Below are 25900 nucleotides of genomic sequence, written 5' to 3' on the forward strand. Positions count from 1 at the left end.
CAAACTTACTTTTCAAAACATAAAAATGGCCGGAATTTCTTCCGACCATGACTAGCCTTTCGAGACAGTCTCTTTTTGTAAACAAACTTTATTCTGAAAAATTATTTGGCAATCGGCTGATGTGTGCTTATGGCAATCCTGTTCCAGCCATTGATCGTAATAATAGCCATAATGATCTGGGCTATCTGGCTTTCGTCAAAGAATTTCCTGGCTTTCTGATAGGTTTCCTCTGTGAGACCTTTTTGACTGATCAGGGTAATTTCTTCGGTCATTGCCAGAATCGCCTGTTCTTCCTCAGTAAAAAATTCGGTTGCTTCCCTCCATGCGCTCAGGATATACAACCTTTGCGGAGTTTCACCGTATTTTATCGCATCTTTACTGTGCATATCCAGGCAGAAAGCGCATCCATTGATCTGGGAAGCCCTGATCTTAATCAATTCTTTCTGAATGGGGTTCAGGGAAATTTTCTGAAGATATCCTTCCAGCCCTATCATTGCCTTGTAAGCGGCAGCATCTGTAGTTGCCATGTCGAATCTTGTGCTCATAATATTGTTATTTTTTGGTTAATTGATCTATGTAAAGGGATATTGTCTCTGGCCGCCAATATTTAACTTTTTATTGACAGGACAAAGTTCCGATTTAGGAATCTAAAAAATCTTAAACTGGTTTAAGAACGTAGTTTTGCCCTGATCTCACTCAGGTATTCAGGGGTAAAGCCCAGATAAGAAGCGACCAGGTATTGAGGGATCCTCTGGATAAATCCCGGATAATGTGTGCTGAAATGTACATATAACTCCTCCCTGCTCATTTCGTACAGATAACGGATCCTTCGCTCTGATGCCGCATAAGCCTTCTGGTAGATCATCCGGAAATAGCGTTCCATTACAGGATGCTTCTCCAGCAGCTGTTGCCAGGACTGAAGATCAATAGCCAGCACCACGGACCGCTCTACCGCCTGGATGTAAAGATCTGTTTTTATTTGTCTTTCAAAAGAAAAAGTATCGGTGATCCACCAGTTCTCTATGGCAAAATCTGTGGTTTGTTCCACACCCTTTTCGTTGATAAAAAATTTTCTGAGGCAGCCTTTCAGTACAAAGTACATGGATTTGCATATTTCCCCGTCACGCATAAGATCCTGCTTTTTCCTGACTTCCTGTATCTGGAAAAAGGTGATGATGGAAGCAAATTCCTCTTCACTGATCCTGATGAACCTGTCTAAATGTGCCTTAAAGGTTTCCATTATGAAATTAAGTAACCAAACTTAACTTTATTTTTTTAGTTTTACAATTCAAAAACAATAAATCATGGAAATTGTTGCAAAAATCCTGACCGCTCTTGTAGCATTGGAGCATATTTATATCCTTTGGATGGAAATGTTTGCCTGGGAGACTAAAGGTAAGGAAGTATTTAAGTCTGCCCTGCCGGCTGAAATGTTCAGGCCGACAAAAGGTTTGGCCGCCAATCAGGGACTTTATAACGGATTCCTTGCAGCAGGGCTCATCTGGTCCCTTCTAATCAGGAACGGACAATGGCAGACCAATGTAGCATTATTTTTTCTGAGTTGTGTTACCGTAGCAGGAGTTTACGGAGCTTTCTCGGCAACCAAAAAGATATTTTTTGTCCAGGCTTTACCGGCCATCCTGGCCATTATTGCGATCCTGCTAAAATAAAATCATTTATGGGTCTGGGGTTGTCCTGTTACGGATAATATCTCCAGGAGCTTGCGCATCATATCCTCAGGTCTGAATAATCCTTCGTGATAATACACCAGATTCAGATCCTTGTCCAGAAAAATCCACAAAGGATACACCTGCTGATCCTTATTGCCTGAAAGCGCCAGGGCCAGCTCATGGATTCCGGAATTTCCATTGGGTAAATATTCAAACTCCCGGTTCCCGAAACGGATTTTTTCTTTGGTTTTTTCAGCCTCAAAATTAATGACATAGTAATTTTCATTCAATAGCTCTACCAGCTTCTTATCCTTATTCAGTCTTGAAAACCCAATTTTACAGACGGCACACCAGTCTGTATATACATGAATGACGACCGGCTTTAGATGATCTCCCTTTAACGTTTCAAGGCCGGAAAAAGTACCTGTCCTTATCTGCGAAAGATAAAGAACAGGCACTGACAATAAAAATAAAATTATGGTTCTCACTTTAAGGTATATTTTATGCCTAAAAAGCCTCTGATCCCCTGCATCGGCGCATATCCGTAAGTAGTATCGAATGTATAGTGATTCGGATTGCTGACAGGGTCATCCACATATTCATCAAACGGATCAAACGGTCTCATTAAAGGATCTTTCGGGATAAAATTGAACAGGTTTTTAATTCCGCAATACACTTCAAAGCCGGATCTGAACGTTTTCGAGACCTGAATATTGGCCAGAGAATATAACGGGGAATACTCCGGCCGGTAATCACCAGGTAAAACCGGCAGCCGCATCGGCCCGTAAAACTGACCGGTGAAATCTACCGTAAAAGAATCTGGGAATTTATAGGTAAAATTGTAGGTACCGCTCCATTTAGGCGCATGCAGCTGCCTGGATTTCCCGTTTTCACCGTCAAATTTCTGATAAACGTCGAGATAGGTGACTCCCAGGTTAACATTCAAAGGAAAACCGAAATTGTAATCCACATTCACAGAAACACCTCTGGAGATCCCATGCCCATGAAGGTTATCATAGATGATCTTATCCGGTTCCGAATCAAAATCACCAACGATCTTATTACTGAAGTAAGTATAAAATACTGACGCATCGATATTAATCAGCTTTTCCCCGACAGGAACTTTCCAGATATAATTCAGGTTTCCGTTGACCGATCTTTCAGGCTTCAGATCTGATTCAATCACCACTTCCCGCGACCCTGTAAGCGCAGCATGATCTTCGGTAAATAAATTAACGACCCTGAAACCCGTCCCGAAATTAAACCTCAACGTATGGTAAGGGTTGGGAGAAAATTTCCATGCCAGCCTTGGTGAATGGACAGAATGATGAACTTTATCATAATCATACCTGTAACCCAATAACAGAGTATTTTTCTCATTGATCTCCCATTGGTCCTGTAAAAACATTCCTAATATGGGAGACTTCATCGGTTGGTTCAGCAGCCCGTCTGCTGATAAGGTTCCGGGAGTATTATCATCATAAAAGGTCTTCTTAAAAGTCGTTCCCAGGATCAGATCATGCTTTTCCAGCTTTTTATTCCAATAGGTCTGTACAAAGGCCACCTTCTGAATGGCATCAAAAGGATTGTTCCCGTAAAAGGAATCCTGATCATGGTAATTGTATGAAAACTGTGTAATGATATTTTCCTTTAACGGCCATTGATACACTCCGAAAGCTTCTATTCTCCGGGTATAAATGCTTTCCCCGTAAATTTCACTACTTCCCCTGTAAGATTTGTTCCACTGCATCTCCCCTCCGAAACGATCTTCGTATAAATACCGCAGAGCAAAGCTTGCCAACCGGTTTTCCGTTCTTCTGAAGTTCCATTTGTTGAAAACCGAGATCCTGTTCTGTAAAGCGGCATCTGTAAAATTATCTTTATTCTGATCGATCCTTTCATTAAAATTAAAGTAATTCAGGCTCAACAGCGAAGCCGTATTTTTTCCCAGACCAAACTTGGTTGACAGGTCCAGGTTATTTTCGCTCCATGTGCCGGTCATTACATCAATACTCAGCTTTGGTGCGGTCAATGCATTTTTGGTAATGATATTGATGACACCTCCCATGGCTTCAGAGCCATAAATAGATGATGCGGGGCCTTTCACAACTTCAATTCTGTCCACCAGGCTGTTCGGTATGCCACTTAAGCCGTACACCGTGGAAAGCGAACTTACAATCGGCATCCCGTCAATCAGGATCATGGTATAAGGACCTTCCAGCCCATTGATATGTATATCCCCGGTATTACAGACTGAGCAGTTCAGCTGGGGTTTTATCCCATTTACCATCGCTATAGCCTCAAAAATGTTCGGAGTAGGATTTTTCCGGAAAAAACTCTCACTATAAATTTCCACGGCCACCGGACTTTTAGATCTGCTGACCGGCTTTATGGTACCCGTGATCACAACGTCATCAATCATTCCGGTTCTGATTGTTTTTTTAAAAACAGAGTCCGTTTTTTCATCTTGACGGATATCTAAGCTGTCTGTTTCTTGTGAAAAACAGTAGGGCGATAAAAAAACAACAGAAAATAATATTCGTTTCATGAAATCATAATTGTTAGACAAATCTAACAATTATTTTTGAAACACAAAACTATATGACAAATATTACCCGCATCAATTCATGAAATTTTATTAAATTTGAGGAAATATAAAGGTAAAATGAGATATAATCAAGCCGGGAATATCCCACAGAAAAGACATACGATTTTTAAATCTCCTGAAGATAAATTTTACTATGAGCAGCTTTTCGGAACAGAAGGTTTTCATGGTATTTCTTCATTGCTATACCACATCCACCGTCCTACCCAGATCAAATCCATCGGTACGCCTAAGGATGTTGCTCCAAAGATTGCTGTTGAAAAAAATATTACGCCCAGAATGTTCAAAGGGATGAATGTAATCCCCGAAGACGATTTTCTGGACAGCCGAAAGATTCTTTTGATCAACAGTGATCTGAAAATGGGATTATCAAAGCCGCGGAAATCAATGGATTACTTCTACAAGAATGCCGAATGCGACGAGCTTCTGTTCGTTCACCAGGGAAGCGGTATCCTGAAGACTTTTGTTGGAAATCTTGAATTTTCGACAGGTGATTATCTGATCATCCCCAGAGGTACCATTTATCAGGTGGAGCTAAAATCCGATGACACTGTCTTTTTTGTTTTGGAAAGCCATTCCCCGATCTATACCCCAAAGAGATACAGAAATGAATTCGGACAGCTCCTGGAACACTCTCCTTTCTGTGAACGGGACATTATTGCTCCTACCTTTGTAGAGCCGAAAGATGAAAAAGGAGAATTTCTGATCAGGGTGAAAAAGGAGAACCAGATCACCGATTTTATCTATGCAACCCACCCGTTCGATGTTGTGGGATGGGACGGCTATTTTTACCCTTACAAATTCAATATAAAAAACTTTGAGCCGATCACAGGCAGAATACACCAGCCACCTCCGGTACACCAGAACTTTGAAGGACATAATTTTGTAGTCTGCTCATTCTGTGCGAGGATGTATGACTATCATCCGATGGCCATCCCGGCACCTTACAACCATTCAAATATTGATTCAGACGAAGTTTTATTCTATACGGAAGGTGATTTTATGAGCCGTAACCATATCGACCTGATGGATTTCACTCTTCATCCCGGAGGGATTGTTCACGGTCCACATCCAGGTGCCATGGAAAGAAGCATCGGCAAAAAATTCACGGAAGAATATGCGGTAATGGTAGATCCGTTCCGTCCTTTGAAAATCACTGAAGAAGCTTTGAAGGTGGAAGATCCGTCATACAAGACCTCATGGCTGGAAGAATCTGATAAAACCATGCAAGACCGTTCCCAGGAATAAAAAATATTCACATAAAATTCACTATGTACAATTATATAAGTGCAGAGGAAGCCATATATACCATAAAAAGCGGGAACCGTGTATTCTTTCACGGGAGCGCATGTACCCCGAATTATCTGATCGATGAATTGGCGAGGCAGTCCGGCCGGCTGGATAAGGTAGAAATGGTTTCCATTACCCAGCAGGGAAACGTGGAAATTGCAAAACCGGAATACAAAGACAAATTTTTTATCAACTCCCTGTTTGTTTCCGCTCCGGTACGGGATGCAGTAAATTCTGACAGAGGGGATTTTGTACCGGTATTCTTAAGTGAGATCCCGATCTTGTTCAGGAAGAATATCTTACCTTTAGATGTTGCCCTGGTAACGGTTTCTCCACCGGATAAGCACGGATTCTGCACCCTGGGGACCTCCGTAGACATAGCCCGGGCCGCCGTAGATACCGCTAAAATAATTGTAGCCCTGGTAAATCCGAGAATGCCTAGAACCCACGGAGACGGGATGATCCATGTAAGCAGGATCCATAAAATGGTTTGGCATGAAGAAGAGCTGCCTACAATAGATTACGGGGCAAAGGTAGGTCCGGAAGAGATGCTGGTAGGAAAAAATGTCGCCGAACTTATTGAGGACAGATCAACCCTGCAGATGGGTATCGGCACCATCCCCGATGCCGTGCTGAAATGCCTGCACAATCATAAAGACCTTGGGATACATACCGAAATGCTGAGTGACGGGGTCATAGACCTCATTCAGAATGATGTGATCAATAATAAATACAAGGGCTATAACGAGAATAAAACCATTACAAGCTTTTGTTTCGGGACCAGGAAGCTTTATGATTATGTGGATGATAATACCGTTTTTGCCTTCAAGGATGTAAGTGAGGTGAACTTCCCTATCAATATCATGAAAAATAAAAAAATGGTAGCCATCAATTCTGCCATAGAAATCGATCTTACGGGACAGGTTTGCGCAGATTCCATCGGAACCATGCAGTACAGTGGGATCGGTGGTCAGATGGACTTTATGAGAGGAGCCGCCCTGAGTGAAGGCGGAAAGCCCATCATCGCCATTACCTCGAGAACAAAGAAAGGCGTTTCAAGAATTGTTCCTTACCTTAAGCAGGGAGCAGGTGTGGTTACTACAAGAGGGCATATTCACTATGTGGTTACAGAATACGGAACGGCTTACCTGTACGGCAAAAACCTTCTCCAGCGCGCTCAGGAACTGATCAGTATTGCACATCCTGACGACCGGGAGATGCTGGAAAAGGCCACTTTTGAAAGATTCAGGCATTATTGACGACTTTCCGGTGGATTGGTAATTTCACTTGTTTCAATTCAATACAAAAACAGGCTCCGGCTTAATGTAATCATGATATCATAAAAACATTTAAAGGTTTTGGCAATATTTTTGATAAAAACCTTTAAAAATTGGAAATTGAAAACTATATACAATTCGATAAGAGAAGAAGTTGTAAAGCACTCTAAAGTGAAAAACTCTGTTCTGGGTAATGTGGATGAATGGAAGCGGAGCCATTATATTATTCTTTCCGAAATCATCAAGGATGGACTGTCTGAATCTGAAGAGATGAAAGGAGAGAGAAAGTTTGAAATAGGAAATACCATTTCCCATGTCACGCTGCAGCGTTTCTTCGAAAATGATTACCAGGATAAGACCCATAATGATTTAAGGTTTTTAAAAACCCTGGATAAGATATGCATTTTCCTCGGCTACAAAGATCTGAATGCGTATATCCAGTTCGTCAAAGAGAAAAGGCAGGAGAATGACCCGAGTAATAATCAGATGTTCTTACAGATGGTTTATGACTATTGTGCAACTGTCTTTGAGTTTTACAAGCAATTTCCAAATCACAGGACAGAACTGTTCAAAGAGCTGGTTTTTGATGATTCTCCGTTTCTGGAACGGGCTTACCATTTCAGCAAGGAACTATGTGACAGGGATTTCCAGCTGGTCACTAAAAACAACCGCTCCAATTATGAGGTCTTCGATATCCATATCGTAACGGATGAGCCGGATAAAAAGATCCTGGAGGCACAGGAATTCTGGAATCTTTTATTTAAGGTCGGGGAAACGGGAGAAGAGCATTTTGTCAATCAGCTCAATACCCAGATCTATTTTATCCGCAGGATTAATAACGCATGGAAAATCTGGGACAATTATAATCCCGACGCCGGAAGGTTAAACAAAAAGTATGAATGATAAAAAGAAAGCCACAGAAATTCCTGTGGCTTTAATTTTCGAAATATTTTTTTTTCATTGGTCTTTGCGGCTACAAAATTATACAACCTTTCACTCATATAATAAACTTAAGCATACTTAAATGAACTTTTTTAAACCCCAGATTGAGTATTCCCCTAGATTATTATCCATGAATGTTTTTTCCATTCCTAAGATTTTTGTAATTTGCATACCCATAATTTAAAGTAAAAATAGAAAACATGTCAACACTTACATTTGCCGAAAAAATTGCTCAAGCAGAGAATTTTTTACCAATTAACGGTACAGATTATATTGAGTTTTATGTGGGAAATGCTAAACAGGCTGCTCATTATTACAAAACCGCTTTCGGTTTTCAGTCTGTAGCATATGCCGGACCTGAAACAGGAGTAAGGGATCGGGCATCTTATGTTCTTCAGCAGGGGAAGATAAGATTGGTATTAACAACTGGTCTTAAATCTGATTCTCCCATTAACGAGCATGTAAAAAAACACGGTGATGGAGTAAAAATTTTGGCACTTTGGGTAGACGATGCCTATAAAGCTTTTGAAGAGACCACCAAAAGAGGTGGAAAACCATACATGGAGCCTGTAACATTAACCGATGAGAACGGTGAAGTGAGAATGTCCGGAATTTACACTTACGGAGAAACGGTTCACATGTTCATAGAAAGAAAAAATTACAACGGACCTTTTATGCCGGGCTATGAAAAGTGGGAGACAGAATACAATCCTGAAGAAACAGGGCTGTTGTACGTTGACCACTGTGTAGGAAATGTAGGCTGGAACAGAATGCTTCCTACCGTGGAATGGTATGAAAAGGTAATGGGGTTTGTAAATATTCTTTCTTTTGATGATAAACAGATCAATACAGAATATTCCGCTTTGATGTCCAAAGTAATGTCTAATGGAAACGGATATGCCAAATTCCCTATCAACGAGCCGGCAGAAGGTAAAAAGAAATCTCAGGTAGAAGAATATCTTGATTTCTACGAAGGTGAAGGGGTGCAGCATATTGCTGTTGCTACAAAAGATATCATCCATACTGTAAGTGAGCTGAAAAAACGTGGGGTGGAGTTTCTTTCTGCACCGCCGGAAGCTTATTATGAAATGGTTCCTGAAAGAGTGGGCCACATTGATGAGGATCTCAAAAAGCTTCAGGAGCTGGGAATCCTTATCGATCATGACGAAGAAGGATATTTACTGCAGATCTTTACCAAGCCTGTGGAAGACCGTCCTACCCTTTTCTTTGAGATCATTGAAAGACATGGTGCCCAAAGCTTCGGAGCCGGTAACTTCAAAGCATTATTTGAGGCATTGGAAAGAGAACAGGAAAGAAGAGGTAACCTTTAATTTTAAATATAAACCGTTAAGTTTTGTCAGGATGATAAGTCTTGACAAAACTTTTTTATAAAACACGTAAATGTGAGAAAGCTTTTTATTGGAATTTCAATTTTTGGAGCAACACTGGGCCTGAAAGCACAGTACGGAACATTAAATGAAATTCTTACCCGACTTGAAGAACGAAAAGGCATCAATCAGCATCTGGAAAATGTAAATATTGACAACAAGAAATTTGTTTTCATTAAAGATGCAGAAGACCACACAGAAAGAGATTTTATCGTGATCACAGGCAACAAGGTCACCTATGTGGAGGTTTTTGATGATAAGGCTACCGGTGAAAGCAGCTCAAATGTTTTTACAGGCGATATCGTCAGGAAAAAAAATATTGTCTCCCTGCGGGCGGATATGCTTGAAAATAAAAAAGTTCCGATTCCCGTTACCAAAACTTTACTGTTGACAAAACAGGATGATATTTTATACCTCATTGATATCAATACCAAAGACCGGTGGATCGATGAAGCCTCTTATTCAAAGAAATAGTGTAATATCTGATCATCCCCTACTGCAAACATATGGCAGATGGGCTTTTAATACAGGCTAGATCCTGATTGGAAGGCATCATGATCAGATTAAATTGAGAGCTGTCGTACACGGTAAAATCGCCGGGTATGAAACTAATTTTAACGGGTCTGTAACGGCCCAAATTAAACTAAACTTATGAAATCATTTGTAGAATATTCCTCAAATTCAGATTTTTCCATACACAATATTCCTTTCGGAGTAGCTGTTTTCAACAAAGAATATATCGGGTGCTGTACAAGAATCGGAGACCAGGTGATTGATCTCGCCACTCTGTATGACCTCGGATATTTTGAGGATATCGAAGGGCTTGATGAGAATGTTTTCGAAGCTTATACATTGAATGAATTTATCGAGCTGGGAAAGCCTGTTACCAATGCCGTCCGCACCAAAATCCAGGAAATGCTTCAGGAAGGCTCTGCTCTTTCCAAAGATCAGAAAACCATTGAAGAAGCTTTCTATGATCTGGATAAAGTGAAGATGATGATGCCTGTGCATGTCCCAAACTATACAGATTTTTACAGCAGTATCGAACATGCTACCAATGTCGGGAAAATGTTCCGTGATCCTGCCAATGCTTTATTGCCAAACTGGAAACATTTGCCCGTGGGATACCACGGAAGGGCCTCGTCAATTGTGGTTTCAGGAACAGAGATCCATCGTCCGAAAGGCCAGATGAAGCCTGCGGATGCAGATCAACCGGTTTTCGGGCCATGCAGACAACTGGATTTTGAGCTGGAAATGGCTTTCATCATCAATAAAAATACGGAAATGGGTGAAAGTATTTCTACAAAGCAAGCTGAAGACGCCATTTTCGGAATGGTGATCTTTAATGACTGGTCGGCCAGGGATATTCAATCCTGGGAGTATGTGCCGCTAGGGCCTTTTTTAGCGAAAAATTTCGGTTCCTCCATCTCACCGTGGGTAGTTACCCTGGAAGCGCTGGAACCATTCAGGACAGCTTCACCTAAACAGGATCCTGAAGTTTTAGATTACCTGAAGTTTGAAGGAGATAAAAACTACGATATCAATCTTGAAGTGTACCTGCAACCCGAAAATGGTGAGCCGAACCTCATCTGCGAAAGCAATTATAAACATATGTACTGGAACATGGCCCAGCAGCTGGCTCATCACACAGTCAACGGATGTAATGTGGAAGTGGGTGATCTTTATGCAAGCGGTACGATCTCCGGAAGTGATCCTAAATCTTTCGGATCGATGCTGGAGCTTACCTGGAGAGGCCAGAATCCCCTGCAACTTAGCAACGGACAGGAAAGAAAATTCATTGAAGACCATGACACAATCACCATGAAAGCCTGGGCGGAGAAAGATGGGGTAAGAGTAGGATTTGGTGAAGTTTCCGGCAAGATAATTCCTGCAATATAAACTTGGCAGCAAATTTCCTTTGACTTCGTTATATTTATTAAACCCCGGATTTTTTGTGGTTAAACAATAATATGAAAACAGTTATTCCATCTGAAATATCTCCTGTACAATTACAAACCGTAATGCAGACGGCCATTGCTCCAAGACCAATCGCTCTGGCCTCAACGATAGATAAAAACGGAAACATCAATCTGTCTCCGTTCAGTTTCTTTAATATGTTCAGTACCGTTCCGCCGATCCTGATCTTTTCCCCCTCAAGGAGGGTACGGGACAATACTACCAAACATTCTTTGGAAAATGTACTGGAAGTTCCCGAAGTGGTTATAGGAACCGTTAATTTCCCGATCGTACAGCAGATCTCCCTGGCATCCACAGAATATGAAGGTGGTGTGAATGAATTTATCAAGTCCGGATTGACGATGAAAGATGCAGATCTGGTAAAACCCAGGCTGATCATGGAATGTCCGGTAAATTTTGAATGCAGGGTGCTAGAGGTAAAATCTTTGGGAGACCAGGGTGGCGCAGGAAATTTAGTGATCTGTGAGGTTCAGAAAATCCATATCAGGGAGGAATACCTGAATGAAAATGGAGACCTGGATCAGAAAAAACTGGATATGGTAGCCCGCCTGGGTGGTAACTGGTATTCCAGGAATAATGAAAGCAATCTCTTTGAAGTTCCAAAGCCTTTGGTAACCAAAGGGATCGGCTTCGATCTTCTCCCTGACGAAATAAAGTACAGCAAAGTATTTACGGGCAACGATCTCGGAATGCTGGCCAATGTAGAGGCTTTGCCGGCTGAAAGTTTTCATGCAGATGAAGGTATCCATCAGAATGCCCAAAAATTGCTGCTGGAAAGTAAAATCGAAGAAGCCTGGAAATTGTTGATAAAGTAATCCCAGATAAAATAAAGCCTTCTCATTCAGAAGGCTTTTTTTTCAATACCGTAGCTGGGCACGAATGCCAAATACCTTTCACGCAGTGAATAAACAACGTGGATTTTGAATCTGCTGTTTAAGATCTGATCAGCCCTGGATATTACAGTATTTTCTTTAAACAGCGGTATGATGTACGGCTATACACCCCATTTTGAAGCAGGTTACATTTTTTCCCTTATAAAATCAATACATTTCTCCGTTACCGTGTTGAGATCCTTCGGTAATTCTTTTTCCATCCAGGGTTCTTTTGCCCCAAAAGTATGGCTGCCGCCTTCAATTAAAAAAATCTCAGAGTTCGGATTCAGGATATGGAGATGTTCTGCATGGGTTACCGGCACACTTTCATCATCGGTTCCATGGATGATCAGGAAATGTGCCTTTGCCATTTCCGCTGCCCTTTCTACATCCAGACGATGGTAGTTCTGTTCAAAATCCTGATAGAACTGATAATAATGCGGCATCTGCTGCTTGGTTCTCCCGTTCAAAACATAATATACTCCTTCATTCTTCCAGTTTTCAAGATCATCATTCTCCGGAAACCGTTCTAAAGTATCAACACTCGCCAGGGTAATAAGCCCGTTGATTCTTTCGTCCTCAGAAGTTTTCACAATTGATATTCCTCCTCCTCTGCTGTGGCCCATGAGAATGATCTTCTGGTCATCAACTTTAGGGTCTTCAATAAAATGATCAATAACCCTGCCCAGGTCAGACAGCTCTTTGGAATAATTATTATTTCCGAAAGCTTCCAGGTCTGTAAAATTACTCGGGTCTTCAACGGTAGTCCCGTTATGGGAAAAATTAAATTTAACAAAGAAAAATCCGGCCTCTGCAAATTTTTCTGCCATAAGGTTCCATGCTCCCCAATCCTTATAGCCTTTATAACCATGTACAAAGATGACTAACGGCAGCTTTTCACCGGTTTCGGGATAAAAGGCATCAGCAGGAAAACTTCTGGTTTCGGGATTATGTATAATAATATTCTGTTTCTTTTTGATTTCCATAATAATTTTTCTGATCAACTATAAGGGCTTATTTCAGGATCCGCCGGTTTAGCCGTTTAATGGTTACAGAATAAGAATCTGTCAACCCTGCAAATTCAGCCTGATAATTACCGGCAGTTAATCTCTGATTTTTCATTTAAAAATATTAAAAAATAGAAATAAACACAAAGTAAAAACCCTTATTTTTGCCTTATGTTGGATTTAAGAACAGTAACTGTAATGCGTTATATTCTGCCGTTAAGAGAAGGTGGTTCACTTCCTGCCCTGGCAGAAGCCGATGATGATTTTAAATATGTACTGAAATTCCGGGGAGCCGGCCATGGTGTGAAAATGCTGATTTCAGAGCTTTTAGGCGGAAAAATAACCGAAGTTCTGGGATTAAAGATTCCCGAACTGGTTTTCGTAAATCTCGATGTAGATTTCGGAAGAACTGAAGCTGATGAGGAAATCCAGGATTTATTGAAGTTCTCAGAAGGTCTGAATCTGGGATTACATTATCTTTCCGGAGCTATTGCCTATGATCCGGGCGTTGTCATTGATCCGCTTCTCGCCTCTAAAATCGTCTGGCTGGACGCCTTCATCACCAATATCGACCGGACTTATAAGAACACCAATCTTTTAATGTGGCACAAGGAACTTTGGGTAATAGATAATGGGGCCTCATTCTATTTTCATCATTCATGGCAGAATTTTGACGCTGCAGCCAAAACCCCTTTCAGGTACGTAAAGGATCATGTTTTGCTTCCGAAAGCAAAAATGCTGGATGAGGCTGACCGGTTGGCTCACGAGGTGTTAAATGACGACGTGTTCAGAGAAATCGTCAATCTTATTCCCGAAGACTGGCTTCACTGGGACGATGCTGATGAAAGCCCGGCGGAAATCCGTGAGGTATATTTCCAATTTATGAAAACCCGATTAGAAAATTCCCAAATTTTTGTAAACGAAGCGAAAAATGCAAGAGGATAAAATATATGAATATGCCGTCATCCGTTTGGTTCCTAAAGTTGAAAGAGAAGAATTTTTCAATATAGGGCTGGTCATGTTTTCAAAAAAAGAAAAGTATATCCGTGTAGAATTTTATTTATGTCCGGATAAATTCAGGCTCATGCATAGCAAGCTGGATTACGACGATATCATCCAAAATCTGGAAAGCTTTAAAAAAATAGCCCATGGGGATAAAGATGGGGGACCTATTGCCCAGCTGGATATCCCTGAGCGTTTCCGATGGCTCACCGCCGTGAGGAGTTCTGTTGTGCAGACCTCCAGACCTCATCCGGGAAAAACCAGGGATCTTGATAAGACTTTTGGTAAACTTTTTGAGGAGTTAGTAAAATAACACCACCTCAAAAATATCATATGAAAGTATCAACAATCAATACAATAATCCACAGGTTTTCGATAAACCTGTTTTTTGTTTTCTTTTTTCATTTATCCGGTTTAAGCTTTTCTCAAAACCAGATTGAAACGGAGACCAGGAAAAGCACCCTTATTCCCGGACGGGCGCTGGTTTCTGAAAATATGATCTATAAAACAGGAGAAAACGGAGATCCGGTTTTTTTAGATCTTTACAAGCCCAAAAATACAGTATCCGGGAAACTTCCCGTTGTCATCTATGTACATGGTGGCGGATGGGTCAGTGGTGATAAAAACATCCATGCGGGAAGCTATATTGAAAATATTGTTTTAAAACTGATTGAAAAGCAATATGCCGTCATCAGTATTGATTATACTCTGGTAAATGAAGCTACCCATTTTCCGGCCCCTGTCCGGGATACTAAGGATGCCATACGCTGGATAAGAAAGAATGCGGACCGGTATAATCTGGATTCCAATAACATCGGGCTTTTTGGGACTTCGGCAGGAGCCCATCTTTCATTGCTTTCCGCCTATACGGATGACCACCAATTCACCGGTAATCCTGAACTGGCCGGTTATTCTGCCAAAGTCAATTATGTAGTAAGCAATTTCGGGCCTACTGACCTGAATAAACTTTTGCACACCCGGGTAGGAAGAGTACCTATTTCCATTGTAGCGCTATTTGCCAGAAATATTGTCGATTTACGGAAAAAGCTGGTAGCAGCCATCTCAGGATATGACATAAAAAAAGACAAGAGAAAAGTAATAGAATATTTCAAAACGATTTCACCGGTAAATTACGTTAGCAACGGAGTTCCTACTCTGATCCTACAGGGTAATAAAGATAAGGTGGTCTCTCTAAAACAGTCTAAACGTCTCCACAGAAAATTAAAAAGAGAAAATATAAATACATCTCTGACCATAGTGAAAAATGGGCTGCACGGTTTCAGAACCACAGACAAAGCTGCGCTGGAGCAGCTCGTCAACAACATGGTGGACTTTATTGTCGCCCAGAAGAAATAAACGTTGGTCGCTGATGCGGTTGGGATCTAATATCCCAGCCATACCATAGCCTTTTCTGCCGTCACTCTATTTATCATTCCTGAGCTTTTCTATTCTTTTTATCTCGTTCAGAAGTAATGGAAACGCAGGTTGCGCCATGCCCACGTGATCAAAGCCGTCAAGCTCATACAAAGTAGTTTCCTTATGCCCTTTCAATTTCATCATTCTTGCCATATAGGCATTTTCTTCATATCTTCCCAGAAGTTCCTTTTCACGGTCCCCTGTGATCAAAAGTAAAGGAGGAGCATCGGAACGGATGAAATGAAGTGGTGCCATACCATCTATCTGCGCATCCAGCTCTCCAATGCCACGTTCTTTTCTTACAGTAAAATGTGTGATCATCTGCCCGCTGAAAGGAATAATTCCGGCTAACCGGTTAGCATCGATGTTATATTTTTCAAGATAAGTTTTATTTAAGCCTACCATAGCTGCAAGATAGCCTCCGGCAGAATGCCCAGATATAAAAATCAGATGATCATTCCCTCCGTAATTCTTTATATTACTGAAAACCCAGGCTGTTGCTGCGGCCGCATCTTCAATATATTTCGGAGAACTCACTTTTGGGGAAAGCCTGTAGCTCACACCCACCACTCCAATTCCCTTATTTTTCAGGGCTTCGGGAATTTCTTTTTGGCCACCCGTAAGGCCGCCGCCATGAAACCATATCACCACCGGAAAATCTTTCACATTTCCGGGTCTATAAATATCCAGAACACATCTTTCATTGATATAAACATCGGATTTATTGGTTTTTTCATCATAATAATGAATATTACCGATAATGTTATCCTGAGAAAATAACGGGAAAGAAAATAATATAAGAAATAAAAACACCAGAGCTCTGCGCATAATGAAAAATGTTTGCTTGTAAATATACACAATTATATTGTCTCAATATGATCAATTATAAAAAAAACGGATTCAAAAATGAATCCGTTTGCGTTTGATAATTTTAAAATATTTAGAAATTAAAGTTCAGTCTGGTAAAGATAAATCTGCCGTTCTGCCCAAACTGGGATGTTGATCGGGAATAGATAAACTGGTCATTGTTGGTAGAAGCAGTAAGATTCTTTGTAGGATAAATATCAAAAAGGTTATTGACCCCAAGTGTCAGGCCCACATTCCTGGTAAACTGGTAAGCAAGCGAGACATCGGTGATAATTTTATCTGTGATCTGCTGATGCTCGTCTGGAGCCACCACGCCATCTCCGTTAACGTCAATAATATCTGCTCCTGTTACCTTTCCGAAATATGTATTTCTAAGGTAGAAAGAAGCCTTCTCCCAGGTCAGGTTATGGGACAGGCTCGCCTTTACTCTGGGAACCGCCTCCTCCAGATATACCCGTGATTTTTCGGAAAAATATGTATTTTCAAGGTTGGCTGATTCAAGCAAACCTGAAGCGTGTATATTTCCTACCCTTTTGGTCTGGTTAAGGTTGATGGCAAAATTGTTGTCGAGCTTCAGACCGGACAATCTTGTATTATGGGAAATAACCACATCCAATCCTTTCGTTTCAGTATCAATGGCATTTGCAAAAAACTGCCCCGCATTTACACCGGCTTCATCAAAGGCTGCCTTTGCAGCATCAGGGACCGCAGCTCTGGTAAACTGATCGGTAAGGATGATTCTGTTATCAATTTTAGTAAAGTATCCGTCTGCCGTAAAGGTCAGATTAACAGAAGGAATCCTGTATGTGAATCCTGCACTGGCTGATTTGGAAGTTTCTTGCTTTAAGCCCGGAATGCCTAATAACCCTGCTATTTTGGAATCATTGCTGAAAGTTCCTACCTCCAGCAGCTGCCCGTTGGTAAATAAGGTAGAGGTCACATTATAGTAAATCTGGTGAATGGAAGGAGCTCTGAACCCTGTGGAGCCGGCAAATCTGAAATTAAGACGGTCATCCAGCCTGATCCTTGAAGCCAGCTTATAATTAAAAGTAGAGCCAAAATCCGAATAATTCTCATATCTTACAGCCGTATCTACAAGCAGCCAGTCTGTAAAATCAAATTCTATATCTGCATATCCTGCCACCGACTGCCTGTTTTTATTTACCGCATTTTCGGGTCTGAATCCTGCGAATACCTGTGATCCTCCCGGCAGTGCGTTTCCGAAAAAATCCGTCGGTCTTACCGTTCCTCCTGTCCACAAATTTCCGGATACATCATAGGTTGCATAGGAAGCTTCCTCTCCGGCTGTTATTGCAAAGTTCTCATAGCGGTGTTCTGCACCAAAAGCAATATTGATCCCGCTCCAGACATCATATTTTTTAGAAAAATCCAGGTTAATGGTATTTTGGGAAAACCTCAATCCTCCTGCATCAAACTCATCAGGGGAGGAAAACCGTAAAGAGGTATTCCCCGTATTCCGGATGGTATAGTCGAAGGAGTTCTGGCCGAATGTATTGCTGAAATCAATATTCCATCCGTTCCATTTTCCCTTAATTCCTGCGGAAAGAGACAAATCCTGGATATCGGTCCCGATCTGCGGCAGGTAACCGTTGATGTACAGGCCTGTAAAGGTCCGGCTTTGATTCGGTTTCCTGTAAAAGCCTCCGGAAGTTCCGTGCCTGAAACTATATCCGCCAAAAGTATACACTTTCCAGTTTTCATTCAGGGGAACCTCAATATTGGCAAACAACTGGTGGTTATTTAATTTGGACTGACCTACCTGCATATTAAAATCTTTTCTCGACAATCCTCTGTACGCAAGCTCCTGATCAGTTACATCCGCACCCAACAGTTCCTGCAAAGCCCCGATGGTACCGGCTCCCTGGATCTGGTTCTGAAAGCTTTGTGAAAAATAGTTTACATCCTGGGCATACTGATGAATGTAGCTGATGATCTGCTGGGAATTGGGAGTATTATTAATATTACTGAACAATGATGAAAGGTTGATCCCGTCATTCAAAGCGCGCTGCTCTATGGCATTATACGCGTTATAGATCATTCCGCTTTCCGCACCCGCTCTGTAGGTAGGATTCCTGAACTGGGAAGTCCAGGTAATATTATAGAATCCTCCTCTTTTACCTATTTTATTTCCATAATTCAGATCCAGCTGGATATTCTGCCCGTCAAAATCCCCGGTGTGGTCATTGGCGGCAGGTGTCAGGTTTCCTCCGTAGGTCAGTTGTCCTGCCAGTTTTCCCGTATCTCTCTTCAATCCCAGGTTAATTACTCCTGCAATGGCATCAGAGCCATATTGTGCTGAGGCCCCGTCCCTTAGCACTTCTATTCTGCTGATCGCAAAAGACGGGATGGCATTCAGGTCCGTACCTACCGTTCCTCGTCCGGGAGTTCCGTTCACATTTACCAATGCCGAGGTATGCCTTCTTTTTTCATTCACCAGTACAAGAACCTGGTCAGGCCCTAAACCTCTCAGTTGAGCAGGGTCCAGATGGTCCGTTCCGTCCGCATTGGTCTGGATGGTGGAAGTAAATGAAGGTGCCACGGCATTCAGGATCTGCGATATGTTGGTCTGCGGTAAAACCAAAGATGACTCTTTAATATTAAACACATCCACGGGAACCGGGCTGTCTACCTTTGATCTTGCCCCGCCTCTTGACCCCAGGATCACCACTTCCTCCACATCAGCTGTCTTTACCGTATCTTTTTCCTGGGCATAGGTGTACGTACCCAGGAAAAATAATACTGAGGCCGAAAAAACTGTCTTCTTATTGATCATATATTTCTGATTTTTTAATGATTTATGTTTTTGAGAAGAGCAAAAGTAAATCATATTTATTGGTCCACAAAATTAATAGACTAATAAATTACAGAAAATGCTTAATGTCAGTTCTGTTTTTTTTTAAATTTTGGTTAGTTTGGCAAATTTGAGGATCAGGTTTTTCTCACCTTCGTGCTGGAATACCACCTTGGCTTTGATATTCTGGGGATCTGTACCGTCCAGGAAAGTTACTTCTCCTATTCCAAAACGGTCATGCCTTACTTTGTCCCCTACTTCAATGTCCTGGGAAGAAGCTCCGCTAGGATTGATGATTTTGGCGGTACTTACAGGCTTTAGCTTTCTTGGTTCGGCAACCGGCTTTGACTTTTCGCTTCTTTCAATGCTTTTCTTTTCAATTTTCTTAAAGCTTTTAGGTTCGGAAGGGTATTCATCAAAAATATTGGATTTGATTCCTGAATTGTTGATAAAGCGTTTTTCAATAGCCGGATTGATAAACTCTATATACTGGTCATCAATCTCACTTAAGAATCTTGATGGCTCGGCATCCGTAATCTTGCCCCATTGGAATCTCGAGACCGCATAGGAAAAAAACACCTGTTTCTCAGCTCTTGTCAAAGCTACATAGAACAGACGCCTTTCTTCTTCTAGGTCTTCCCTGGTAGACGAGCTCATGAAACTTGGAAAAAGGTTTTCCTCCAATCCTACCAGATGTACCACAGGAAATTCAAGCCCTTTGGAAAGGTGGATGGTCATTAAAGAAACCATGTCATCCTCTTGCTCTTTATCTTGTGTATCGGCGGAGAGGGCTATATTTTCAAGGAAATTTGACAGGCTGGGGTCACCGTCTTCCAGCTGCATCTGCTCTTCTATGAATCCCTGCATAGAGTTCATCAGTTCCTGAACGTTCTCTACCCTGGAGATCCCTTCCGGGGTCTGGTCATCCTTTAAAAATTTGATCAGGCCGCTTCGTTTGGCAACCTCCATGGCAATATTGTAGGCCGTTTCAGTTTTTAACAGCACCTGAAATGCCTTGATCATTGACCAGAAATCATTAAGCTTTGTGAGCACCCCATTGTTAAAGCCCAGTTGCGGGGCATACATCGGAAGATTATTAAGCACTGCGGAAACAGAAACATTCTGTGAGTCTGCGAACACAATCAGTTTATTCTGGGTGGTTTCACCTATTCCCCTTGTCGGATAATTGATAATCCGCATCAGTGCCTCAGAATCATTTTCATTGATCAGCAGACGGAGATAAGCCAAAAGATCTTTAACTTCTTTTCTCTGATAGAAGGATAGCCCTCCGTACACTTTGTAAGGGATATTTTTGCGTCTCAGCGCATCTTCAAAAGCACGTGTCTGGGAATTGGTTCTGTACAGGATCGCAAAATCACTGTATTTTCTCTGGTCACGGTTGCGAAGCTCCCAGATATTCCCTGCCACGAAATTAGCTTCATCAGCATCAGAAAGGGAACGGTACACTTTGATCCTGTCCCCTTCCTCATTTTCACTGAATACGTTTTTCTTAAACTGCTGCAGGTTTTTGGCAATCACCACGTTGGCCGCGTTCACAATATTCTGGGTGGAACGGTAATTCTGCTCCAGGGAGACGGTTACCGCATCCGGGTAATCCTTTTTAAAATTCAGGATATTGTAAATATTGGCACCCCGGAAAGAGTAAATAGACTGCGCATCATCTCCCACTACACAGATATTTTCAAATTTGGAAGCCAGGGCCTTTACAATAAGATACTGGGAGTGGTTGGTATCCTGATACTCATCCACAAGGATGTATCTGAACCTGTCCTGGTATTTGGCCAGTACCTCAGGAAAACGGGTAAGCAGCTCATTTGTTTTCAGCAAGAGATCATCAAAATCCATTGCACCGTTCCGGAAACATGCTTCAACATATTTCTGATAGATCTGGCCGATGAATTTCATATTGGCCTTTTCATCAGCTTCAATCAATTCAGGATTGTTGAAATAGGCCTTTACGGTAATAAGGTTATTCTTATAGGTTGAAATTCGTGCCTGGACCTTTTTAGGCTTGTACAGATCAGCATCGATATTCATGTCTTTCAATACTTTTTTGATGACATTCAGGGCATCCTGCTGATCATAGATCGTAAAATTGGAAGGGAATCCCAGATAGTGGGCCTCGCTTCTCAGTATTCTTGCGAAAACAGAGTGAAAGGTACCCATCCAAAGGCTTCTTGCATTGCTGTTTCCCACTACTTTTGCGATACGTTCCTTCATCTCGCGGGCCGCTTTATTGGTAAAGGTAAGCGCAAGGATATTGAAAGGATCGACCCCGTTGGTGATCAGGTGAGCGATCCGCATGGTAAGCACACGCGTCTTCCCCGAACCTGCTCCGGCAAGCACCATAAGAGGGCCCTCCAAAGTGGTAACGGCTTCATATTGTGATTCATTCAGTCCTTTCAGATAATCCTCCATACAGCAAAATTTTTGGAACACAAAATTAATGTATTATAAGGAGAATTCAAATTTTTGAAAACACCTGATCAACGAATAATGAGCAAGCAAGACAGCAAAGGTATCACTTCATGGGCTTTGAAGGCCCTTCGGTCCTGTTGTTTTGGCCACCACGGTGGTTAAAATACTTTAAGTACCTTACCGTTTACAACTCCTGCTATCGCTTTTTCATAGGCCTTGGCTACTTTCCAGGCTTCTACCGGTATAAAGCCCGGGAAAAACGGATGATAGCCCGCAGATTCGGACAATACTGTAGGGCTGATACAATTAATTCTTATATTCCGGGGAAGTTCATAAGAACTCGCTTTTACAAAGCCTTCTATACCGCTGTTCACCATGGTTGCGATGATCCCTCCGGAAATAGGCTCATCCGTGAGAACCCCCGAAATCAGGGTAAATGATCCTCCGTCATTTATGAAAGGTAATGCGGTACGGACCATATTGACCTGTCCCATTAATTTACTGCTTATTGAAAGATCAAAATCCTCATCGGTCATGGCTTCCAAAGATCCGAACTTAACATCTCCCGCAGCATTGGCTACAGCATCGAATTTTCCGACGGACTCAAATAATCTTTTAAGGCTCTCCTTATTCTGAAGATCAGCCTGAATATCTCCCGAATTACGGGAAACACGGATAATTTCATGCCCCGCCTGTTCCAGATTCCCGGCTACTTCCTTACCTACCGTTCCGCTTGCTCCGATCACAATGATCCTTAATTTTTTAGTGCTCATATCTTAATATCTTTTATTTTTCAACCATCAGAGTTTATTCATTGCATTTTTTATTCAAAAATTTGTAACAAATAAAGTATTTTTGGAACTAATTGACAAAACAATTTCTACTTTATGAAAAAACGACTTCTTTCTGTTGCAGCTGCGGCTTTCTTTGGAATGATGCTGAACGCGCAACAAATTAAATTCGAAGAGTATGATCTGCCAAACGGGCTTCATGTAATTCTTCATCAGGATAATACCGTACCGGTAGTTACAACAGGTGTAATGTATCACGTGGGGGCAAAAGATGAGGCAAAAGGAAGAACAGGTTTTGCACACTTTTTCGAACATCTTCTGTTTGAGGGAACCCCTAATATCAAAAGAGGAGAATGGATGAAAATTGTTGCTTCAAACGGAGGACAGAACAATGCCAATACTACTAATGACAGAACTTATTATTATGAGACCTTCCCTTCAAACAACGAGCAGCTGGGCCTTTGGATGGAAGCCGAAAGAATGCGTCATGCCGTGATCAACCAGATAGGAGTAGACACGCAAAGAGAGGTTGTAAAAGAGGAGAAAAGACTGAGAATGGACAACCAGCCTTATGGAAATCTTTTCACAACCATTCAAAAGAATTTGTTTACCAATCACCCATACAACTGGCCTACGATAGGTTCTATGGAAGATTTGAATGCTGCCAAGCTGGAAGAGTTCCAGGCATTCTACAAAAAATATTATGTTCCTAATAATGCTACCCTTGTTGTTGCAGGAGATATTAAACCTGAACAAACGAAAAAATGGATCGAAACCTACTATGGAAGCATTCCGAAAGGAACAGTTTATCCTAAAAACTTCCCTAAGGACGCTCCTATCACCCAGGAAAAAGAGGTTACAGCATATGACCCGAATATTCAGCTACCGGCTTACGTCTTTGCTTACAGAACCCCTGCAAACAAGGAAAGAGAGGCTTATGTGCTGGATATGCTTTCCTCTTACCTGAGTAATGGTAAATCCTCAGTATTATATAAAAAGCTGGTAGACCAGGATAAAAAAGCTCTCCAGGTTGCCGCTTTCAACCAGGGTCTCGAAGATTACGGTATTTTTGCGTTCTTTGCCATTCCGATGGGGCAGACCACAAAACAAACCTTACAATCTGACATTGATGCTGAAATCAAAAAACTGCAGACTACTTTAATTTCTCAGGAAGATTATCAAAAGCTTCAGAACCAATATGAAAATCAGTTTGTAAACCAGAATTCAAGCATTCAGGGAATCGCCGCTTCACTGGCTACCAACCATGTTCTGATGGGAGATACCAACCTGATCAACAAAGAAATCGACATTTACAGGTCCATAACAAGAGAGGATCTTCAGAATGCCGCTAAAAAGTATCTTAATCCTAACCAAAGAGTAATCATCAATTACTTGCCTGAAAAAAAGTAATCTCGTAGATAAAATAATTTTAAAATGAAAAAGCAATTAACATATATAGCTGTAGCCTTTTTATTTACAGGAATGCTTTCAGCACAAAAAATAGACATTAATGCAATGCCAAAGCCGGGGCCTACTCCCGCGATCAACATTGCCAAGCCTAAAACCTTCCAGCTAAGCAACGGCCTTACGGTAATGGTAGTGGAAAACAACAAGCTGCCAAGGGTAAGCATGAACCTTTCTATGGACAGACCTCCATATTATGAGGGAGCTGTAAGCGGGGTAAGCAATATCATGGCTGAACAGCTTGAAAACGGAACCACAAATTTAAGCAAAGATGAATTCAATAAAAAAGTTGATTATCTGGGGGCTAATTTAAACTTCTTTTCAGGAGGTGCATTTGCCAATTCCCTTTCAAAATATTTCCCTGAAGTATTGAACCTGATGGCAGATGCCGTTGTAAACCCAAAGTTTTCGGCTGAAGAAATCCAGAATTCCAAAGACAGAGCGATTGAAGCTTTGAAATCCGATGAGAAAAATGCTTCTTCTATTGCTTCAAAGGTTTCAAGGGCTTTGATGTATGGAAAAAATACAGCAAGGGGAGAATTTGAAACCGTTGAGTCCATTAATAAAATTCAATTGGCTGACGTACAGAACGTCTATAAAAAATATTATATCCCGGACAATGCTTATCTGGTAATTGTAGGCGATGTGCAGTTCGATAAGGTAAAACCGTTAGTGGAAAAGGCATTCAGCGGATGGAAAAAGGCAAACACCGCTTATCCGGCCCTGGAGCCGGCTTCCAATGTAGCCAAAACAGAAATTAACGTTGTGGATGTTCCTTCGGCTGTACAGTCTGTTGTTTCAGTGGGTAACCTGAACACTTTAAAGATGAAGGATCCTAATTATTTCGCTGCCACCATTGCCAACTACATCCTGGGAGGTGGTGCTGAAGCAAGGCTTTTCATGAACCTTCGTGAAAAGAACGGATTCACTTACGGCGCCTACTCCAGCATGAGCGCCAGCAAATATTCTCCTGAATTCTCTGCTGAAGCCAGCGTAAGAAATGAAGTAACAGATAAAGCGGTGAAGGAATTTATGAACGAGCTTAGCGGGATCTCTACCGTAAAACCGGAGGAGCTGGAGAATGCCAAAGCAAAGTTGAAAGGAAATTTCATCATGTCCTTAGAAAAGCCTGAAACTATCGCCAGATTTGCTTTAAACCAAAAAATCCAGGACCTTCCTGCTGATTTCTATACCAATTACTTGAAGTCTATTGATAAGGTAACCGCTGCAGATGTTTCAAGCGCCGTAAAATCTACTATCTTCCCGAGCCAGAGCAGGATTTTCATTGCGGGAAAAGCGGCTGATATCTCTGAAGGACTGGAAAAACTGGGTTATCCGGTAAAATATTTCGATAAAGATGCCAATCCTGTGGCAAAACCGGAAGCAAAAAAGGTAGACGCCAGTGTTACCACCGGATCTGTTGCCGATAAATACATCAATGCCATCGGAGGACTGGCTGCTGTGCAAAAGATCACTTCCATTTCAACAGATGCAACCACCAAAGTTCAGGGAATGGATATGAATATGAAAATGATTCAGGCAAAAGGCGGTAAAATGGCCATGAACATCAGCATGATGGGAAATACCGTACAAAAGATCGTATTCGACGGAAAAGACGGATATATGGAAGCTCAGGGACAGAAAGCTCCTTTAAGTGATAAGCAGAAAGCTGAAATGTCTAAGGAAACCGAGCTTTTCCCGGAACTGAATTTTGCCAAATCTCCTGAATACAAAGTAACAGGAATTGAAAAGTATAATAATGAGGATTCTTATGTAGTAAAAGGAGAGAAAACCACTTACTATTACAGCGTAAAAACCGGGTTGAAAACCGGAGAGGTAAAAGCCGGAGAAGGCGGTTCCATTCCTACAAGTTATGCTGACTACAAAGAAGTATCAGGCGTAAAACTGCCATTTACCATCATCCAGAATATGGGCGGAATGGATATTAATCTGACGGTGAAATCCTATCAGGTAAACCAGGCCAAAGACTCTGATTTTAAATAGGCATACAGCCTTATTGCATAAAAAAGAGGCTGTCTCAAAAGGACAGTCTTTTTTCTGCTCATGTTTTTTTTAATCCA

At 41.5% G+C, this 25900-nt stretch carries 22 protein-coding genes; 13 read left to right on the forward strand and 9 right to left on the reverse strand.

Annotated features, from left to right (window positions below; all coding sequences use genetic code 11):
* Positions 1-101: 101 nt before the first annotated feature.
* On the reverse strand, positions 102-545 hold the full coding sequence (locus ABMQ40_RS15360; protein ID WP_370901152.1) for a carboxymuconolactone decarboxylase family protein: 444 nt from the start codon (positions 543-545) through the stop codon (positions 102-104).
* Between the two features lie 122 nt (positions 546-667).
* Positions 668-1240, reverse strand: coding sequence for a Crp/Fnr family transcriptional regulator (locus tag ABMQ40_RS15365; RefSeq protein WP_370901154.1), 573 nt, complete (start codon positions 1238-1240; stop codon positions 668-670).
* 64 nt (positions 1241-1304) lie between these two features.
* On the opposite strand from ABMQ40_RS15365, the gene ABMQ40_RS15370 reads away from it, so the two are divergent.
* A complete protein-coding gene (locus ABMQ40_RS15370) occupies positions 1305-1670 on the forward strand; it encodes a DUF1304 domain-containing protein (RefSeq protein WP_370901156.1) in 366 nt (121 codons plus the stop codon).
* 2 nt (positions 1671-1672) lie between these two features.
* On the opposite strand, the gene ABMQ40_RS15375 is transcribed toward ABMQ40_RS15370, so the two are convergent.
* Both ABMQ40_RS15375 and ABMQ40_RS15380 read right to left on the reverse strand, forming a co-directional pair.
* Complete coding sequence (locus tag ABMQ40_RS15375) at positions 1673-2158, reverse strand: thiol:disulfide interchange protein (protein WP_370901158.1); 486 nt, start codon at positions 2156-2158, stop codon at positions 1673-1675.
* Positions 2155-4218, reverse strand: a complete 2064-nt coding sequence (locus ABMQ40_RS15380) for a TonB-dependent receptor plug domain-containing protein (RefSeq protein ID WP_370901160.1) — start codon at positions 4216-4218, stop codon at positions 2155-2157. Before ABMQ40_RS15380 ends, ABMQ40_RS15375 begins: the two co-directional genes overlap by 4 nt.
* Before the next feature lie 117 nt (positions 4219-4335).
* Between ABMQ40_RS15380 and ABMQ40_RS15385 the strand changes: the two genes are divergently transcribed.
* The 7 genes from ABMQ40_RS15385 (at position 4336) to ABMQ40_RS15415 (ending at position 11964) form a co-directional block, all read left to right on the forward strand.
* Positions 4336-5523, forward strand: coding sequence for a homogentisate 1,2-dioxygenase (locus ABMQ40_RS15385; RefSeq protein ID WP_370901162.1), 1188 nt, complete (start codon positions 4336-4338; stop codon positions 5521-5523).
* A 23-nt stretch (positions 5524-5546) separates the two neighbouring features.
* A complete protein-coding gene (locus ABMQ40_RS15390) occupies positions 5547-6824 on the forward strand; it encodes an acetyl-CoA hydrolase/transferase family protein (protein ID WP_370901164.1) in 1278 nt (425 codons plus the stop codon).
* Positions 6825-6962: 138 nt separating this feature from the next.
* Positions 6963-7745, forward strand: a complete 783-nt coding sequence (locus ABMQ40_RS15395) for a hypothetical protein (RefSeq protein WP_370901166.1) — start codon at positions 6963-6965, stop codon at positions 7743-7745.
* Positions 7746-7984: 239 nt separating this feature from the next.
* On the forward strand, positions 7985-9115 hold the full coding sequence (gene hppD / locus ABMQ40_RS15400; RefSeq protein ID WP_370901168.1) for a 4-hydroxyphenylpyruvate dioxygenase: 1131 nt from the start codon (positions 7985-7987) through the stop codon (positions 9113-9115).
* A 72-nt stretch (positions 9116-9187) separates the two neighbouring features.
* Positions 9188-9646: a hypothetical protein gene (locus ABMQ40_RS15405; RefSeq protein ID WP_370901170.1), complete on the forward strand. Its 459-nt coding sequence runs from the start codon at positions 9188-9190 to the stop codon at positions 9644-9646.
* A gap of 177 nt (positions 9647-9823) precedes the next feature.
* Complete coding sequence (gene fahA, locus ABMQ40_RS15410; RefSeq protein ID WP_370901172.1) at positions 9824-11071, forward strand: fumarylacetoacetase; 1248 nt, start codon at positions 9824-9826, stop codon at positions 11069-11071.
* A 71-nt stretch (positions 11072-11142) separates the two neighbouring features.
* Positions 11143-11964 (forward strand): flavin reductase family protein, encoded by an 822-nt coding sequence (locus ABMQ40_RS15415; protein ID WP_370901173.1) that lies wholly within the window; start codon positions 11143-11145, stop codon positions 11962-11964.
* A gap of 203 nt (positions 11965-12167) precedes the next feature.
* Here ABMQ40_RS15415 and ABMQ40_RS15420 read toward each other — a convergent pair whose 3' ends face one another.
* Entirely contained in the window at positions 12168-13007 is an 840-nt protein-coding gene (locus ABMQ40_RS15420; protein ID WP_370901175.1) for an alpha/beta hydrolase family protein, read from the reverse strand.
* A 192-nt stretch (positions 13008-13199) separates the two neighbouring features.
* Between ABMQ40_RS15420 and ABMQ40_RS15425 the strand changes: the two genes are divergently transcribed.
* The 3 genes from ABMQ40_RS15425 to ABMQ40_RS15435 are packed head-to-tail and all read left to right on the forward strand — an operon-like array spanning position 13200 to position 15386.
* Positions 13200-13973, forward strand: coding sequence for a HipA family kinase (locus tag ABMQ40_RS15425; RefSeq protein ID WP_370901177.1), 774 nt, complete (start codon positions 13200-13202; stop codon positions 13971-13973).
* On the forward strand, positions 13960-14343 hold the full coding sequence (locus ABMQ40_RS15430) for a DUF3037 domain-containing protein (RefSeq protein ID WP_370901179.1): 384 nt from the start codon (positions 13960-13962) through the stop codon (positions 14341-14343). Before ABMQ40_RS15425 ends, ABMQ40_RS15430 begins: the two co-directional genes overlap by 14 nt.
* A 20-nt stretch (positions 14344-14363) precedes the next feature.
* Complete coding sequence (locus tag ABMQ40_RS15435) at positions 14364-15386, forward strand: alpha/beta hydrolase fold domain-containing protein (protein WP_370901181.1); 1023 nt, start codon at positions 14364-14366, stop codon at positions 15384-15386.
* Positions 15387-15452: 66 nt separating this feature from the next.
* On the opposite strand, the gene ABMQ40_RS15440 is transcribed toward ABMQ40_RS15435, so the two are convergent.
* The 4 genes from ABMQ40_RS15440 to ABMQ40_RS15455 all read right to left on the reverse strand — a co-directional run bounded on the left by ABMQ40_RS15440 (position 15453) and on the right by ABMQ40_RS15455 (position 22337).
* Complete coding sequence (locus ABMQ40_RS15440) at positions 15453-16274, reverse strand: alpha/beta hydrolase (RefSeq protein ID WP_370901183.1); 822 nt, start codon at positions 16272-16274, stop codon at positions 15453-15455.
* A 112-nt stretch (positions 16275-16386) separates the two neighbouring features.
* Positions 16387-19107: a TonB-dependent receptor plug domain-containing protein gene (locus ABMQ40_RS15445; protein ID WP_370901185.1), complete on the reverse strand. Its 2721-nt coding sequence runs from the start codon at positions 19105-19107 to the stop codon at positions 16387-16389.
* 123 nt (positions 19108-19230) lie between these two features.
* Positions 19231-21564, reverse strand: coding sequence for an ATP-dependent helicase (locus ABMQ40_RS15450; RefSeq protein ID WP_370901187.1), 2334 nt, complete (start codon positions 21562-21564; stop codon positions 19231-19233).
* 158 nt (positions 21565-21722) lie between these two features.
* Positions 21723-22337 carry a short chain dehydrogenase gene (locus ABMQ40_RS15455; RefSeq protein WP_370901189.1) on the reverse strand — a complete coding sequence of 205 codons (615 nt, stop codon included), beginning with the start codon at positions 22335-22337 and terminating at the stop codon, positions 21723-21725.
* Positions 22338-22451: 114 nt separating this feature from the next.
* On the opposite strand from ABMQ40_RS15455, the gene ABMQ40_RS15460 reads away from it, so the two are divergent.
* Together ABMQ40_RS15460 and ABMQ40_RS15465 are read left to right on the forward strand one after the other, a co-directional pair.
* Positions 22452-23765 carry a M16 family metallopeptidase gene (locus tag ABMQ40_RS15460; protein WP_370901191.1) on the forward strand — a complete coding sequence of 438 codons (1314 nt, stop codon included), beginning with the start codon at positions 22452-22454 and terminating at the stop codon, positions 23763-23765.
* A 24-nt stretch (positions 23766-23789) separates the two neighbouring features.
* Complete coding sequence (locus ABMQ40_RS15465) at positions 23790-25823, forward strand: M16 family metallopeptidase (RefSeq protein WP_370901193.1); 2034 nt, start codon at positions 23790-23792, stop codon at positions 25821-25823.
* The last annotated feature ends 77 nt before the right edge of the window (positions 25824-25900 follow it).

Source organism: Chryseobacterium gossypii (assembly GCF_041361455.1).
Taxonomy (GTDB): Bacteria; Bacteroidota; Bacteroidia; order Flavobacteriales; family Weeksellaceae; genus Chryseobacterium; species Chryseobacterium gossypii.

What these genes read in the sequence shown, in the direction of transcription:
- ABMQ40_RS15425 (WP_370901177.1), top strand. Translation starts at nt 13,200, where the DNA reads ATGTTGGATTTAAGAACAGTAACTGTAATGCGTTATATTCTGCCGTTA.
- ABMQ40_RS15440 (WP_370901183.1), bottom strand. Translation starts at nt 16,274, where the DNA reads ATGCGCAGAGCTCTGGTGTTTTTATTTCTTATATTATTTTCTTTCCCG.
- ABMQ40_RS15385 (WP_370901162.1), top strand. Translation starts at nt 4,336, where the DNA reads ATGAGATATAATCAAGCCGGGAATATCCCACAGAAAAGACATACGATT.
- ABMQ40_RS15430 (WP_370901179.1), top strand. Translation starts at nt 13,960, where the DNA reads ATGCAAGAGGATAAAATATATGAATATGCCGTCATCCGTTTGGTTCCT.
- ABMQ40_RS15455 (WP_370901189.1), bottom strand. Translation starts at nt 22,337, where the DNA reads ATGAGCACTAAAAAATTAAGGATCATTGTGATCGGAGCAAGCGGAACG.
- ABMQ40_RS15415 (WP_370901173.1), top strand. Translation starts at nt 11,143, where the DNA reads ATGAAAACAGTTATTCCATCTGAAATATCTCCTGTACAATTACAAACC.
- ABMQ40_RS15370 (WP_370901156.1), top strand. Translation starts at nt 1,305, where the DNA reads ATGGAAATTGTTGCAAAAATCCTGACCGCTCTTGTAGCATTGGAGCAT.
- hppD (WP_370901168.1), top strand. Translation starts at nt 7,985, where the DNA reads ATGTCAACACTTACATTTGCCGAAAAAATTGCTCAAGCAGAGAATTTT.
- ABMQ40_RS15365 (WP_370901154.1), bottom strand. Translation starts at nt 1,240, where the DNA reads ATGGAAACCTTTAAGGCACATTTAGACAGGTTCATCAGGATCAGTGAA.
- ABMQ40_RS15390 (WP_370901164.1), top strand. Translation starts at nt 5,547, where the DNA reads ATGTACAATTATATAAGTGCAGAGGAAGCCATATATACCATAAAAAGC.
- ABMQ40_RS15450 (WP_370901187.1), bottom strand. Translation starts at nt 21,564, where the DNA reads ATGGAGGATTATCTGAAAGGACTGAATGAATCACAATATGAAGCCGTT.
- ABMQ40_RS15445 (WP_370901185.1), bottom strand. Translation starts at nt 19,107, where the DNA reads ATGATCAATAAGAAGACAGTTTTTTCGGCCTCAGTATTATTTTTCCTG.
- ABMQ40_RS15360 (WP_370901152.1), bottom strand. Translation starts at nt 545, where the DNA reads ATGAGCACAAGATTCGACATGGCAACTACAGATGCTGCCGCTTACAAG.
- ABMQ40_RS15380 (WP_370901160.1), bottom strand. Translation starts at nt 4,218, where the DNA reads ATGAAACGAATATTATTTTCTGTTGTTTTTTTATCGCCCTACTGTTTT.
- ABMQ40_RS15465 (WP_370901193.1), top strand. Translation starts at nt 23,790, where the DNA reads ATGAAAAAGCAATTAACATATATAGCTGTAGCCTTTTTATTTACAGGA.
- fahA (WP_370901172.1), top strand. Translation starts at nt 9,824, where the DNA reads ATGAAATCATTTGTAGAATATTCCTCAAATTCAGATTTTTCCATACAC.
- ABMQ40_RS15460 (WP_370901191.1), top strand. Translation starts at nt 22,452, where the DNA reads ATGAAAAAACGACTTCTTTCTGTTGCAGCTGCGGCTTTCTTTGGAATG.
- ABMQ40_RS15435 (WP_370901181.1), top strand. Translation starts at nt 14,364, where the DNA reads ATGAAAGTATCAACAATCAATACAATAATCCACAGGTTTTCGATAAAC.
- ABMQ40_RS15420 (WP_370901175.1), bottom strand. Translation starts at nt 13,007, where the DNA reads ATGGAAATCAAAAAGAAACAGAATATTATTATACATAATCCCGAAACC.